The organism is Sphingomonas sp. Mn802worker (genome assembly GCF_000382485.1).
GTDB lineage: Bacteria > Pseudomonadota > Alphaproteobacteria > Sphingomonadales > Sphingomonadaceae > Sphingomonas.
In genome coordinates, this window is record NZ_AORY01000004.1 from 71450 (window position 1) to 85103 (window position 13654).

14 protein-coding genes are annotated in these 13654 nt (G+C 72.1%); 2 read left to right on the forward strand and 12 right to left on the reverse strand.

All coding sequences use genetic code 11. The annotated features are described in order from the left end of the window. Positions 1 to 133: 133 nt before the first annotated feature. The gene (locus tag SMN802W_RS0103820; RefSeq protein WP_019515566.1) at positions 134 to 703 is read left to right on the forward strand and encodes a histidine phosphatase family protein; all 570 of its coding nucleotides are present in this window, start codon (positions 134 to 136) and stop codon (positions 701 to 703) included. Here SMN802W_RS0103820 and bluB read toward each other — a convergent pair. From bluB to cbiE, 7 genes are read right to left on the reverse strand one after another with little or no spacing between them, the layout of a single operon-like run. Beyond that, a complete protein-coding gene (gene bluB, locus SMN802W_RS0103825) occupies positions 700 to 1341 on the reverse strand; it encodes a 5,6-dimethylbenzimidazole synthase (protein WP_019515567.1) in 642 nt (213 codons plus the stop codon). The two genes, SMN802W_RS0103820 and bluB, sit on opposite strands and share 4 nt — an antisense overlap. Continuing rightward, positions 1338 to 2087 (reverse strand): precorrin-6A synthase (deacetylating), encoded by a 750-nt coding sequence (gene cobF, locus SMN802W_RS0103830; protein ID WP_019515568.1) that lies wholly within the window; start codon positions 2085 to 2087, stop codon positions 1338 to 1340. Before cobF ends, bluB begins: the two co-directional genes overlap by 4 nt. Continuing rightward, a complete protein-coding gene (cobA, locus tag SMN802W_RS0103835; protein ID WP_019515569.1) occupies positions 2084 to 2803 on the reverse strand; it encodes a uroporphyrinogen-III C-methyltransferase in 720 nt (239 codons plus the stop codon). The genes cobF and cobA overlap by 4 nt, the downstream gene beginning before the upstream one ends. After that, complete coding sequence (locus SMN802W_RS0103840; protein WP_019515570.1) at positions 2800 to 4110, reverse strand: cobyrinate a,c-diamide synthase; 1311 nt, start codon at positions 4108 to 4110, stop codon at positions 2800 to 2802. Before SMN802W_RS0103840 ends, cobA begins: the two co-directional genes overlap by 4 nt. Beyond that, positions 4107 to 4892, reverse strand: coding sequence for a precorrin-4 C(11)-methyltransferase (gene cobM / locus SMN802W_RS0103845; RefSeq protein ID WP_019515571.1), 786 nt, complete (start codon positions 4890 to 4892; stop codon positions 4107 to 4109). The genes SMN802W_RS0103840 and cobM overlap by 4 nt, the downstream gene beginning before the upstream one ends. Beyond that, positions 4889 to 5254 carry a cobalamin biosynthesis protein gene (locus SMN802W_RS0103850; protein WP_019515572.1) on the reverse strand — a complete coding sequence of 122 codons (366 nt, stop codon included), beginning with the start codon at positions 5252 to 5254 and terminating at the stop codon, positions 4889 to 4891. Before SMN802W_RS0103850 ends, cobM begins: the two co-directional genes overlap by 4 nt. Continuing rightward, complete coding sequence (cbiE, locus tag SMN802W_RS0103855; protein ID WP_019515573.1) at positions 5248 to 6450, reverse strand: precorrin-6y C5,15-methyltransferase (decarboxylating) subunit CbiE; 1203 nt, start codon at positions 6448 to 6450, stop codon at positions 5248 to 5250. Before cbiE ends, SMN802W_RS0103850 begins: the two co-directional genes overlap by 7 nt. Here cbiE and SMN802W_RS0103860 point away from each other — a divergent pair. Beyond that, complete coding sequence (locus SMN802W_RS0103860; protein WP_019515574.1) at positions 6449 to 7210, forward strand: cobalt-precorrin-6A reductase; 762 nt, start codon at positions 6449 to 6451, stop codon at positions 7208 to 7210. The two genes, cbiE and SMN802W_RS0103860, sit on opposite strands and share 2 nt — an antisense overlap. Here the strand turns inward: SMN802W_RS0103860 and cobJ are convergent. The 5 genes from cobJ to cobN are packed head-to-tail and all read right to left on the reverse strand — an operon-like array spanning position 7174 to position 13651. Beyond that, a complete protein-coding gene (gene cobJ, locus SMN802W_RS0103865) occupies positions 7174 to 7938 on the reverse strand; it encodes a precorrin-3B C(17)-methyltransferase (RefSeq protein ID WP_019515575.1) in 765 nt (254 codons plus the stop codon). The genes SMN802W_RS0103860 and cobJ overlap by 37 nt on opposite strands. Beyond that, positions 7935 to 8675, reverse strand: coding sequence for a precorrin-2 C(20)-methyltransferase (gene cobI, locus SMN802W_RS0103870; protein ID WP_019515576.1), 741 nt, complete (start codon positions 8673 to 8675; stop codon positions 7935 to 7937). The genes cobJ and cobI overlap by 4 nt, the downstream gene beginning before the upstream one ends. Continuing rightward, entirely contained in the window at positions 8672 to 9301 is a 630-nt protein-coding gene (locus tag SMN802W_RS0103875; protein ID WP_019515577.1) for a precorrin-8X methylmutase, read from the reverse strand. The genes cobI and SMN802W_RS0103875 overlap by 4 nt, the downstream gene beginning before the upstream one ends. Then, entirely contained in the window at positions 9291 to 10394 is a 1104-nt protein-coding gene (locus SMN802W_RS0103880) for a cobalamin biosynthesis protein CobG (protein WP_051083493.1), read from the reverse strand. Before SMN802W_RS0103880 ends, SMN802W_RS0103875 begins: the two co-directional genes overlap by 11 nt. Continuing rightward, on the reverse strand, positions 10391 to 13651 hold the full coding sequence (gene cobN / locus SMN802W_RS0103885) for a cobaltochelatase subunit CobN (RefSeq protein ID WP_019515579.1): 3261 nt from the start codon (positions 13649 to 13651) through the stop codon (positions 10391 to 10393). Before cobN ends, SMN802W_RS0103880 begins: the two co-directional genes overlap by 4 nt. Positions 13652 to 13654: the final 3 nt, after the last annotated feature.

A 13654-nucleotide genomic window follows, 5' to 3' on the forward strand; every position in this document is an offset into this window, starting at 1 on the left:
GGCTTCCGGTCGGGCAAGCCCGCCGATCACAGTGGCGCGACCGCGCCGGTTTTCGCACCGGCTTCCCGCCCGGCTTCGATCCCGCCGGTGTGGCGGCTGGACGTTGGCGCGTCAACCGGCCAGAGCGTTCTGCGTGACCAGCGCCGCCGCCACCCGCCTGACCCTGCTGTGCGCCGGGGCGACGCGCGGCTTGCGCGAGGGGCGCTTTCCCGATCCGGCCGAACCGCTCGATGACGGCGGACGCGCGAAGGTGCGTGCGGCGGCGCGTGACTGGTCGGGCTTCGATCGCTGCTTCGTCAGCCCGGCCGCTTCCGCGATCGGGACGGCCGCGCTGCTGGGCATCAAGGCGGCGCGGGAGCCGGCGCTCCGCGACGCGGACGCGGGTGATTGGGCCGGGCGCGGTATGGATGAGATCGGGGAGGCTGCATTCGCGCGCTGGCTTGCCGCGCCCGAGCAGGGAGCGCCGGGCGGCGAGTCGATGGCGACGGTGCGCGCGCGTGTCGGGGCGTGGCTCGATGCGCTGGACGCGGGACGCGTGCTGGTGATGACGCACGCGGCGGTGATCCGCGCCGGGCTGGCGCATGCGCTGGCGGTGCCCGATTCAAGCGTGCTGGCGATCGACGTCGCGCCGCTCACCCGTGTCATCCTGTCGCGACACGGCCGCTGGCGGTTGCAGGCGCTCGTTCCGCCGCGCGAGGGCTAGCGCATCAGGATAGTCAGGGGATGACGTGCCTGCCATCCGCGACGCTCCAGCTCCGGCGTGTCGGTTTCATGCTCGGGATAGCCAAGGCATAGCAATGCGACGAGTGACCAGCCCGGCGGCGCGTCGAGCAGCGCGGTGACGAAGGCGGGATCGAGGATCGACACCCAGCCGAGCGCCACGCCGCGCACGCGTGCGGCGAGCCACAGGTGGTCGATCGCGAGCACGGTCGAGTAGCGCAGCGTTTCGCGCATCGTCGCGCGCCCCAGGCGGTGTCCGGCGGCGGGATCGTCGTCGCTGAACACCGCGACGATCTCGGGTGCCTCGCGAAGGCCATGCAGCTTCAGTCGCGCATAGGAGGCGGCGCGCTCGGGATCGGTGATCGCTGTTGCGGCAGCGGCGCTTTGCTGGTCGACGTGGCTCGCCAATCGCTCGCGCAGATCGTCCGAGCAGCACCGCACGAAACGCCACGGCTGGCTGTTGCCAACCGATGGCGCCAGCCGCGCCGTGTCGAGGATCGCGTCGAGCTCGCCCGCGGGAAGCTCCTCATGCCGGAAATGGCGCACGTCGCGCCGCCAGCGCAGCAGCGCGTCGAACCGCTCGCGGAATGCGGCATCGAACAGCGGCGGAGTCGCCGTCATGCGCGACGCAACAGATAGATGTCCATGATCCAGCCGTGCTCGGTCCGCAGCGCCGCTCGGCGCGTGCGAACATCGGCGGCAATCTCGCTCAGCGGACCCGCCGCGAGCGCCTGCTGCGACATACCGAGATACGCGCCCCACCACATCGTCACCCCCGCCGGATCGACCGTGTCGAAGGCGCACTGACCGTCGAGCATCACTGCCAGCGTGTCGACGCCTGCGGGCCAGCCGTCGTCCGCCAAGCGCCGACCGGTGGTGATCGTCACCGGCGCGCCCAGCGTATTGAGCGGGATCGCATGCGCTGCGGTCAGCGCCTGCAGGCTGGTGATCCCGGGTGTGACCGTCACGTTCAGCACCATCCCGCGTGCGCGCAGCCGGTCGGTGATGCGCAGCGTCGAATCGTACAGCGACGGATCTCCCCAGACGAGCAGCGCGAGCCGCCCGCCGCCGGGCAGGTGCCGCGCGATCGCCTTGGCCCAGGCATCCGCGATCGCATCGTGCCATGTCCCGATCGTCGCCAGATACGGTGCGGCGGCATCGCGCGCGGGCAGGTCGAAGATCGCGACCCGCCCCCGCTCTCCCACTACCGCGTCGCACAGCGCCAGCCGCACGTCGAGCAGATCGGCGGTATCCGCACGCTTGCGCGGCAGCAGGATCACGTCGGCCGCGCGCATCGCAGCCTCGCCCGCGCGGGTCAGGTGGTCGGGGCTCCCGGTACCGATCCCAATCAGGTGGAGGTCGATCATGCCTCGGCCGCCAGCGGGCCATAGAGGATCAGCGCGGTCGCATCCGACACGCCCGTTCGCAGTTGCCGGGCGAGCGCCGCGATCGTGGTGCGCGTCAGCCGCTGCTCGAGATGGCCGACCGCCTCGGCGAGCAGCGCGGGCGTGTCGCCGGGCAGGCCATGCGCGGCGAGATCGTCGGCGAGCGCCGGAAACGTGCGCTTGGGCATGAACACGACCGTGGTCGCGTCCGGGTCGGCGAGCGCCGCCATGTTGCGCTGCTCGGGCAGTCCGCCGGTCGCATCGTGGCCGGTGACGAACTGCACCCGGCGCGCCTCGGCCCGGCGGGTCAAGGGGATCGCGGCGGCGGCAGCAGCGGCTTGCGCGGCGCTGATGCCGGGCACGATCTCGAAAGCCACGCCGGCGGCGCGCAGCGCGGTGATCTCCTCCTCCAGTCGGCCGAAGATGCCGGGGTCGCCCGCCTTCAACCGCACCACGCGCGCGCCGCTCAGCGCATGCTCGACCAGCAGCGCGGAAACGTGGCGTTGGCTGGGTGAGGGGCGTCCGGCGCGTTTGCCGACCGCGACCAGATCGGCGCCTGCGCGGACGTGGCGCAGCACTGGGCCGGCGGACAGGTCGTCGAACAGCACCACATCGGCACGCGCCAGCCGGTCGACCGCCTTAAGCGTCAGCAGCTCAGGGTCACCCGGCCCCGCGCCGACGAAGCTGACCCGCGTCACGCTGCGTTGCCTGCGATCAGGTGGAAGAACGTGCCCGACACGCGCCCGCGGTACGATCCGGTGTCGGCGACCCCGTTGTCGTCGGCGTCGCTGACCCGCGCCAGTGCCGCGTCGGGCTGTTCGAGGATGGTGGAATAATGAAATTCGTGCCCCGCCAGCGCGCTGCCGGCCGCGATCGCACCGATCGGCGCTTCCAATACGGCGCGGCGATAGCCCAAGTGCATCCGGCGTTGCGCGTAGCTGGTGACGAGCCCGAGCAGCCCTGCCATGCGGTGCCTGACCCCATCAGCGTCGATCAACGCCTCGCCGAGCGCCATATAGCCGCCGCACTCGCCGTGGATCGGGCGGGTCGCGGCGTGTGCGACGAGTCCTGCGCGGAACCGCTCGGCAGCGGCGAGGCGGCCGGCATGGAGCTCGGGATAGCCGCCGGGCAGCCAGACGAGATCGGCGGACGGATCGGGTGCCTCGTCAGCAAGTGGGGAGAAAGGGATGATTTCCGCGCCCGCCCCCTGCCACGCGTCCAGCAGGTGCGGGTAGGTGAACGAGAAGGCGGCATCGCGCGCCAGCGCGATCCGTTGCGCGGGCGGCGTGACAGGCTCGGTCCGAGCCAGGGCGAGCGGATGGGCGGCGGCGGCGGCGCGCAGGGCATCGAGGTCGACATGCTCGGCGAGGAAGGCGGCATAGGCGGCGACTGCGGCGTCCAGGTCGGGGTGCTCGACCGCCTGCACCAGCCCCAGGTGGCGCTCGGGCAATTTCAGGTCGCCGCGTCTCGGCAGGCTGCCGAACACGGGCAGGCCGACTGCCGCCATGCCGGCGCGCGCCAGCCGGTCGTGGCGCGGGCTGGCGACCCGGTTAAGGATCACGCCCGCGACGCGCACGTCCGGATCGTAGCGCGCGAAGCCGAGTGCGGTGGCTGCGGCCGACTGCGCCTGCCCCGACACGTCGATGACGAGCACGACCGGCCAGCCGCGCCGCCGCGCGATGTCGGCGCTGGCGCCGTTGCCGGCCGCACCCGGCTTCGCCACACCGTCGAACAGCCCCATCGATCCCTCGGCGAGGATCAGGTCGGCGTCGTCGCCGTGCGCGGCGAGCGCGTCTAGCAGTGCCGGCCGCATCGACCAGCTGTCGAGGTTGAACGACGCGCGCCCGCTCGCCGCGCGGTGGAAGGCGGGGTCGATGTAATCGGGGCCGCACTTGAACGGCTGCACCGCGACGCCGCGGTCGGCCAGCGCGCGCAGCAGCCCGAGCATGACGGTGGTCTTGCCGGTGCCAGACGCAGGTGCGGCGATCATCAGCCCGGCGGTCATTTGCTCTCTCCGGCAAAGCGCGAGGCGACGGATCGCGGGCGGAAGCGGCGGTCGTAGTCTGGGGCGTAGAGGCTGCTCTCGGCGAAGTCCTGCGCGCCCAGCACGCGTCCGACCAGGATCAGCGCAGTGCGTTCCGGCCCGCCCGCAGCGACCGCCTCGATCGTCGCCAGCGTGCCGCGCACGATGCGCTGGTCGGGCCAGCTCGCACGCCACACGATCGCGACCGGGCAATTAGCGCCGTGGCTCGGCGTCAGCGCGGCGACGATCTCGGGCAGGCGGTGGATCGACAGATGGATCGCGAGCGTCGCGCCGGTGGCGGCGAATGCCTTCATTGTCTCGGCCGCGGGCATCGCACTGGCACGGCCGGGCGTGCGCGTCAGGACGAGCGACTGCGCAATGCCCGGCAGCGTCAGCTCGGCCTCCAGCGCGGCGGCGGCGGCGGCGAAGGCGGGAACGCCGGGCGTCACGTCGAACGGGATGCCGAGCGCGCGCAGGCGGCGCAACTGCTCGCCCATCGCCGACCAGATCGACAGGTCGCCCGAGTGGAGTCGCGCGACGTCATGGCCGACCGTGTGCGCGCGCGCGATCTCATCGACGATCTCGTCGAGCGACATGGGAGCGGTGTTGATGATCCGCGCGCCCGGCGGGCAATGGTCGAGCAGCGCGGCGGGGACGAGCGAGCCGGCGTAGAGACACACCGGCGCGGCGGCGATCAGATCGCGTGCGCGTAAGGTGATCAGGTCGGCGGCGCCGGGACCTGCGCCGATGAAGTGGACGGTCATGCGAGGGTTCCTGAAACGGCGATCGCGCAGGTGACGCTGCGATCGGGCGAGATGCGGCGCGTGACGGTGACGCGCGCGCCCGCGCCGGCGGCGACCAGCGCGGCGGCCTCCGCGACGCTGCCGGTGCCGCGCGCGGCGAGGCTGGTGAGGGAACGGGTCGGCGTGGCGATACCGCTCAGCTTATCGGGTGAGATGACCACGAGTGGAACGCCGTGTTCGTGCGCAAATGGTTTGAGCAGCGTGGCGCGATCTTCGGGCACGGCGAAGCGATCGACGCGGGACGTGCCGGTCGCCGCCAGCGCCGCGGCGAAGGCATCGGTTGATGCGCCGGCGCGGCAGCCGAACCCGGCGACGATCACCATGTCACGCTCCACTGCACCAGCGGATAGGCGCTACGCCACCCGCGGCGCGCGCCGATCGGCGCGGCCTCGGCGAGCTCTATGCGTAGCAGCGATCCGCCACGCCGCGCGTGCCACTGGCTGAGCAGTGCCTCGGACTCGAGCGTCACCGCGTTGACGACGACGCGCGTGCCCGCGGACAGATGCGCGGCGAGCCAGTCGAGCAGCGCGCTCGACAATCCTCCGCCGACGAACACCGCCGTTGGCGTGGGCTGGTCGATGAGGACCGCGGGTACGGCGCCCTCTACGACAGCCAGATGGTCGACGCCGAGTGCGGCCGCGTTGGTACGCGCACGTGCGGCGCGGACCGGGTCGCGCTCGAACGCGATTGCGCGGGTCGACGGATGCGCGAGCAGCCATTCGATCGCGATCGAGCCGGAGCCTGTGCCGATGTCCCACAACAACTCGCCGGCGCGTGGGGCGAGCGCGGACAAGGTGAGCGCGCGCGCCGGGCGCTTGGTGATCTGTCCGTCATGGTCGAACCATGCGTCGGGGAGTCCGGCGGCGAGCGGCAGCGTGTCGCCGCTACCCGCCACCTCGATCGCGACCGCGATGGGATGCGCGATGTCGGTAAAGGGTGCGGCCTCTGCCGCTGTCGTACGCACGCGCTCGCGCGGACCGCCCAGCGACTCGAGCATCGTCACCGCCGATGCGCCGAAACCCTGCTGCGCGATATAGTCGATCAGCGCACGCGCGCCCGCGCCATCGCGCACCAGCGCGACGATACGCGCACCGGGTGCGAGGTGTGGGCGCAGCCGCGTCACCGGCGCGGCGTGGAGGCCGAGGCAGATCGTTTCCTCCACGCGCCAGCCGAGCCGCGCTGCCGCGAGCGCGAAGGTGGAAGGCGCGGGATAAGCGACCCACTCGGCGCGTGACAGGTGACGCGACAGCGTCGCGCCCGCGCCGAACCAGAACGGGTCGCCCGAAGCGAGCATCACCACGCGGCGCCCGCGCTGCTTGAGCAGGTCGGCGATGCCGGCCTCAAACGGTACTGGCCAAGTGCGCGTCTCCGACGTCAGGTCAGGCAGCAACGACAGGTGTCGGGCCGCACCGAACACCAGTTCGGCCTGCGCAAGTGCGGCACGGCTTGCCGCCGACAGCCCGTCCGGTCCATCCTCGCCGATCCCGACAATCGTCAGCCAAGGCCCGCGCTCATCCATGACCAAGCTCCTGATCCTGGGCGGCACGACCGAGGCGAGCGCATTCGCCGGTGCGTGTGCGCTCAGAGGGGTGGACGCGATGCTGAGCTATGCCGGGCGTACCGCAGCCCCGGCGGCGCAGGCGTCGCCGGTACGCGTCGGCGGGTTCGGCGGGGTGGCGGGGCTCGCCACCTATCTGCGGGACGAGCGCGTCACGCACCTGGTCGACGCGACACATCCCTTCGCCGCGCAGATGAGCGCGCACGCGGTCGCCGCCGCCGGCCATGCGGGCGTGCCGCTGATCGCGCTGACGCGTCCCGCCTGGACGTCGGTCGCGGGCGACCGCTGGACGCGCGTCGCCGATGTGACGGGCGCGGTGGCCGCACTCGCAGGACCGGCGCGACGCGTCATGCTCGCGCTCGGGCGGATGCACGTCGCCGCCTTCGCTGCGCAGCCGCAGCATCATTACCTGCTGCGCTTCGTCGACGAGCCAGACACGCTGCCGCCGTTGCCGCACCACGATCTCGTGATCGAGCGCGGACCGTTCGACGAAGATAGCGATCGACGATTGATGTTCGATCACCGCATCGATCTCGTCGTCGCGAAGAACGCCGGCGGCAGCGGCGCGTCGGCGAAGATCGCAGCGGCTCGCGCGCTTGGCCTTGGCGTGGTGATGATCGACCGACCCGCGATGCCGCCGCGCATCGAGGTGCATGACGTGGCGGCGGTGTTCGACTGGATCGCTCACGGCGTTCCCTCAGGCATCCAGCGCGGCGTGTAGAGGATCGGCGTGCCCACACGCTCGATCACGCGGGTGCGGCTCGATCCGACGATCACCATCGTGCGCATGTCGGCCATCTCGCCGTGTGCGTCGGGCAGCGGCACGATGCGCAGCGTCTCGTCGGTCGTCGTGACCGCGCGGGCGAACAGCACCGGGCGCGCGTCGCCGCACGCCGCGCGCAGTACTGCGAAGGCGCGGTCGAGCCCGTCTGGTCGCGCGCGTGAGCGCGGATTGTAGAAGGCGATCGCGAAATCCGCTTCGGCTGCCAGCGCGACGCGACGCTCGACCACGCTCCAGGGTTTCAGATTGTCCGACAGGTTGATCGCGCAGAAATCGTGGCCGAGCGGTGCGCCGGCGCGCGCCGCCGCCGCCAGCATCGCGGTGATGCCGGGCAGCACGCGAATGTCGAGTAAGCGCCATGCAGCCTCGCCCGCCTCCAGCGCCTCGAACACCGCCGCCGCCATCGCGAACACGCCGGGATCGCCCGACGAGACCACCACGACGCGCCGCCCGCGTGCCGCCAGATCGAGCGCCAGCGTCGCACGGTCGAGCTCGACGCGGTTGTCCGACGCGTGCAGCACCAGCCCGTCGCGCGGCGCCACGCGCGCGACATAGGGGATGTAACCGATCACGTCGGTCGCCTGCGCCAGCGCGTCGCGGACCTCCGGCGTGACCAGCGCCTCGTCGCCCGGCCCCAGCCCCGCGATCACGAGCCAGCCCGCGCTCACGGTCGGCGTCCCTGGCCGTGGATCAGCAGGATCGAGAAATAGGGCACCGCGTCGTCGTCGCCGACCTCCGCCAGCTGGCGAACGCGCTGCTCGGGCATGGCGGCATATTCGACCAGCCACGCCTCGTCGCCGCGCCCTGCGGCCTGCACCGCGCGGCGCAGCTTGGGCAGGTGGCGCCCGATCTTCATCACCACCAGTGCGTCGGTGTCGGCAACGCGGCGGGTAAGCTCTTCCTCGGGCAGCGTCGCGGTCGCGACCGTCAGCACGTCCTCGCCCCAGGTGATCGGCACGCCGCTTGCGGTCCACGCACCCGACATGCCGGTGATACCGGGCACGACGCTCACGGGCACCTGCTCCAACAAGCGCGCGTGCAGGTGCATGAACGAACCGTAGAAGAACGGGTCGCCCTCGCACAGCACCACCACGTCCTCGCCCGCCAGCGCCAGCCGCGCGAGATGTTCGGTGCACGCGGCGTAGAAGCGCGACAGGCAGTCGTTATAGGCGGGGCCGACCGGGATCTCGGTCGTGACCGGATAGTCCATCGCGAACTCGACCGCGTCGGCACGCAGCATCCCCTCGACCAGCCGCCGCGCGCGTCCAGCGCGCCCCGCCTTGCGGAAATAGGCGACGTGACGTGCCGCGCGCACCAGCCGGTCGGCGCGCACGCTCATCAGGTCGGCGGCACCGGGGCCGAGACCGACGCCGTGGATCGTACCAATGGACGGGTGGATGCTCACTCGGCGCGGCTCGCCAGCGCGTTGATCGCGGCAACGGTGATCGCGCTGCCGCCCAGCCGCCCCTCGACGATCGCGCACGGCACCGGCTGCGCGGCCCACAGCGCTGCCTTCGATTCCATCGCGCCGACAAAGCCGACCGGGCAGCCGATGATCGCGGCCGGGCGCGGGCAGGCGGGGTCCTCCAGCATGTCGAGCAGGTGGAACAGCGCAGTCGGCGCATTGCCGATCGCGACCAGGGCCCCGGCCAGATGCGGCCGCCACAGCTCCAGCGCCGCGGCCGAGCGCGTCGTCGCCATCTGCGCGGCGAGCGCGGGGACGCTCGCGTCGTGCAAGGGGCAGATCACCCGATTGTCGGCCGGCAGCCGCGCGCGCGTGATCCCCTCGCTCACCATTCGCGCGTCGCACAGGATCGGCGCGCCTGCCGCAAGGGCTGCGCGAGCGACCTGGGCGAAACCGGGCGAGAAGCGGATAAAAGGCGCGAGCTCCACCAGTCCGGCGGCGTGGATCATCCGCACCGCGACCGGCTCCTCCTCGGCGGAGAAGCCCTGGAGCTCGGCCTCGGCACGGATGATCGCGAACGATTGCCGGTAGATCGCGGCGCCGTCGGTTTCGTAGCTATGCGGCACGAGTGAGACCCTTGAAGTGAGCGAGCACCTGCTCGTGGGTGAGGCCGCGCACAATCGGCGGCGCGCCGGCGCGCGCATCGATCGCCAGGTCGAACCGACCCTCGCGACCGGTCAGCACCACATCGGCACGGTTGCGGCGCGCGCAGCCTTTGTCGCAACCCGATACGTGGAGCGTTCCGATGACCAAAGGTGCGAGCGCGGTGGCGAGCGGGCGCGTCGCGACGCTCCCCTGCGGGCAGGCAGGCGCGCCGATGCAGGCGTCGACGTGGCGCAGATCGCTCCAGTCTGACCTCGGCGCGGTCGCGCCTTCAAGCAGCAGCGCGCGCCATGGTGTCAGCCGCAGCGCGGTTACGCCGCTTTGGTCGGTCAGCGCCTTCAACACATCGGCAGCGATCCGGCCGAAGGGCAGGGGGTAGGCGCGCGGATCGTCGGCAAGTGGGCCTTCCGACCGGCGAGGGCGCAGGTTACCCGTCGCCCAGACGGGCAGGGGAGCGGCGTGACGCGCCATCCGCCCCGCTGCTGTGCCGCCGGTGGCGACGAACCATTTCGCCAGCGCAAGGATCGCGTCGACCTCTTCGCCGGTCGGGACGGCGATCCCGCCCGCACGTCCGTCCGCGCGCAGCATCAGCGCGCCGGTGTCTGCACGCTCGACCCGCAGGTCGGCGGAGGCATCGCCCAGCACGCACGCCGGACCGGCATCGATCGCGATCCCGAACTTTGCCGGCAATTGCGGCAACTCGGCCAGCCGCACCGACAACGCGGTCGCGATGCGGAGCGTGTCGTCGCCGTCGCGCCAATCGGGTGCGACCATGATTGAACGAGCGTCACGCACCGGATCGGCGTCGACCAGTCCGGCGTCGACGAGCATGTCGAGTGCAACGCGCCATCCCGCCTCGCCCAGCCCGCGCAGTTGCAGCGCGGCGCGGTTGGTCAGGTCGATCGCGCCGTTGCCGTGGCGCGCGGCGACATCGGCGATCAGCCGGGCCTGATCCGCGGTGATGCGCCCCAGGGGCGGGCGGACGCGCAGCAGCAGGCCGTCGCCTGCCGCCATCGGCCGCCACGCGGTCGGGCACCAGCCGCGACGCACGCTCATGCGGCCGACCCCAGCGTCGCCAGGATCGAATTGCGCCTGGTCGGCCACAGCCCCGACCGGTGAAGCGCCGCGAAGCGCGCCTCCATCGCGGCGAGCGCGGCGGGGTTTGCCGCGGCAAGAAACGCGCGCACCTCATCGCGCCCGATCGTGGCGTCATGGTACAGGTCGATCAGCTCGGGCGTTACCACGTTCGCCAGATGCGCGAAGCTGCCAAGATGGTCCAGCGTCGCCGCAATCTCCGCCGCACCGCGGTAGCCGTGTCGCATCATGCCGGCGATCCACCTATGGTCTGCCGCACGCCCGCGCACGACGCGCGCCACCTCCTCGCGCAAGGGTCGCGCCCGCGGACGATCGGGATCGCGCGCGTCGAGGTGGTAGAGCGCCGCTTGCCCGCCGACGACACCCTGCGCCGCGGCGAAGCCTGCCTCGTGCCCGGCGTAATCGGTGGCGAGCAGCAAGTCAGTCTCGGGCAGGTCCTGTATGTGGACGAATGCGTCGGCGGCGGCGACGCGCGCGGCGATGCCGGCGGGATCGGCGACATCGCCGGCGTCGAAACTGTACGACGACGCGGTGAGCCACGCCTCGCCAGCGGCAGTGCGCGCGGCATCGGTGTAGGTATCGGCGGCATCGCCAATGCCGAGGCCGTAGCTGCCGGGTGCCGGACCGTAGACGCGCGCGGCTGCCTTCCCGTCGCCGGTCTGGCCGACAAAAGGGTTCCACTGGGGCGTCTCGTCGCGCGCGGCGAGGGCGCGTACTGCCTGCCCGAACAGCGCGCACAATTGCGCGAACGTGTCGCGGAACAGGCCCGAGACACGCAACGTCACGTCGACCCGCGGACGGTCTAGCATCGCGAGCGGCAGGATTTCGACGCCGGTCACGCGGTCCGACCCTGCGTCCCACACCGGCTGCGCGCCGAGCAGGTGGAGCGCCATCGCGAACTCCTCGCCCGCGGTGCGCATCGTCGCCGACCCCCATAGGTCGACCACCAAGGCGCGCGGATAATCGCCCTCATCCTGCAGGTGGCGGCGGACCAGCTCGTCGGCCAATCGCTTGCCCTGCGCGTGCGCCGAGCGTGAGGGCACGCCGCGCGGATCGACCGCATACAGGTTGCGCCCGGTCGGCAGCACGTCCGTGCGCCCGCGATAGGGCGAGCCGGCGGGGCCGGGCGCCACGCGCCGTCCCGACAGCGCAGCGTGCAGCCCCTCACGCTCCGCCGCGCCGCACGCGCCTTGCCCGAAGACGTGGAGACCGTCGCCGAAGCGCGTGTCCTTTACGTCGCACACGAAGGTGTCGATCCGCGTGATCGCCTCCGCCGCGCTGCCCGCCTCTGCCAACCCCAGTTCGGCCGACAAGCCGATTGCTTCCGCCTCGTCGGCGATATCGCGCTGCAACCGGTCGCGGCGGGCGGGGTCGAGCCCGTCGGCATTGGAGAATTCGTCGAGAAGCGTCTCCAGCCGCCCGAGGCTCGCGCCGCCGGCATCACCTGCAACCAGCGGCGGCGGCAAATGGCCGAGCGTTACCGCACCCAGCCGCCGCTTCGCCTGCGCCGCCTCGCCCGGATCGTTGACGATGAACGGGTAGATGACCGGCAGCGCGCCCGTCAGCGCCTCGGGCCAGCAATCGTCGGACAACGCGACCGCCTTGCCCGGTAGCCATTCGAGCGTGCCGTGCGCGCCGACGTGGACCAGCGCGTCGATTTCCTGCTCGTGCAGCCACAGGTAGAAGGCGACATAGCCGTGCCGCGGCACGCGCGACAAATCGTGATACTCGCCTGCGCGGTCGCGTAGCTCCCCGCGCTCGGGCTGCAATGCCACTAGCGTGTTGCCGCGGCGCACGGCGGGGAAGGCGAAGGCTCCGTCCTCAACCGCCGGATCGGCCTCGACCTCTCCCCATGCCGCGGACAGGTCATCGCGCAGGCGCTGCGGCAGGCGCGCAAGAGCGGCATGATACGCAGCAGCCGGCCAGCGCAACGTCTCGCTATGCAGCGCATCTGCGAGCGATCCGCCGGTCGGTTCACCCAGATCGGCGAGAATGACCTCGGCGGAGGCGAGCGCATCGAGGCCGACCGCGTGCGCCATCTGGTGCGTCTTGCCGGGATAGGTCGACAGCACCAGTGCGACGCGGCGCTCGCTCACCGGCGTGTAACGCAGCCGAACCCACGCGGCGGCGCGGTCGGCGATCGCCTCGATCCGCTCGGCCGAGGCGCGGTGCGCGCGGCGGGCGTGCTGCAACGCGGGATCGCGCACCGCCTCCTCCTTGAAGCTCGCCACCCCGGCGAAGACGCGACCGTCGACCTCGGGCAGGACGACGTGCATCGCCAGGTCGGCAGGCGAGAGGCCGCGCGTCGCCTCCGCCCACGCTCGCTGTCCTGAGGTGGCGAGCGCGACCTGGAACACGGGCGCGTCGCTGGTGTCGAGCGGCGAGGAGTCCTCATCACCCCCGCGCGCGGAGAAGGCGGTCGCGTTGACGATCGCCACGGGGTCGAACGCCGCCACGCAGCGCGCCATCCAGCCACGCGCGGCGCCGTCCTTCAGCGACGGCACGAACAGCGGCACCACGTCGAACCCGCGCGCCGACAGTGCGGCATGGAGCGCGGCGACGGGCTCGAGATCGGCGGCGGCGAGGTAGGAGCGGTAAAAGGTCAGCAGCACGCGCGGCCGAGCATTCGGCGCAAACAGCACCGCGGCCGGGCAGGCCGGAGCGCTCGCCGGCAGCCACGTACCGACCTGCCCCAAAGCCGCCGCGCCCCGAACCGGGGCCGCGCCGAGCCCGGCCGCGAGCGCCAGTTGCGCGAGCGCCGCCTGCGCCGCCACTGCGCCGCCGCTGTCGCAGAGTGCCGCGAGCCGATCGAGCGTCGAGGCCGGCAGCGTCGAGGCCGCGCGCAGCCGATCGTCCTCGCGTCCATCGGCGGCGAGGACGGCGAGCGCGATGCCCTTCGCGCGCGCCAGCGCCTCGACCTGCGCGAGGCCGTAGCTCCAGTATGATCGCCCGCCGATCAACCGGATCAGGATGCCGCGTGCACCCGACAAGGTGCGCTCGACATAGGTGTCGACCGAAAGCGGATGCGTCAGTTCGGCGAGGTTGGCGAGCCGAAGCGTCGGCAGCGCACCGGGCGCGGCCGCGTGCCACCCGGCCGCGAACGCGCCCAGGTCGCTGTCGGAGAAGGACAGCACCACCAGCTCGGCCGGATCCTGCGCGAGGTCGCGCGGGGCGTCGGCTTCCTCCAGCCCGTGCTGCTCGCGAAAGACGACGTGCACCGC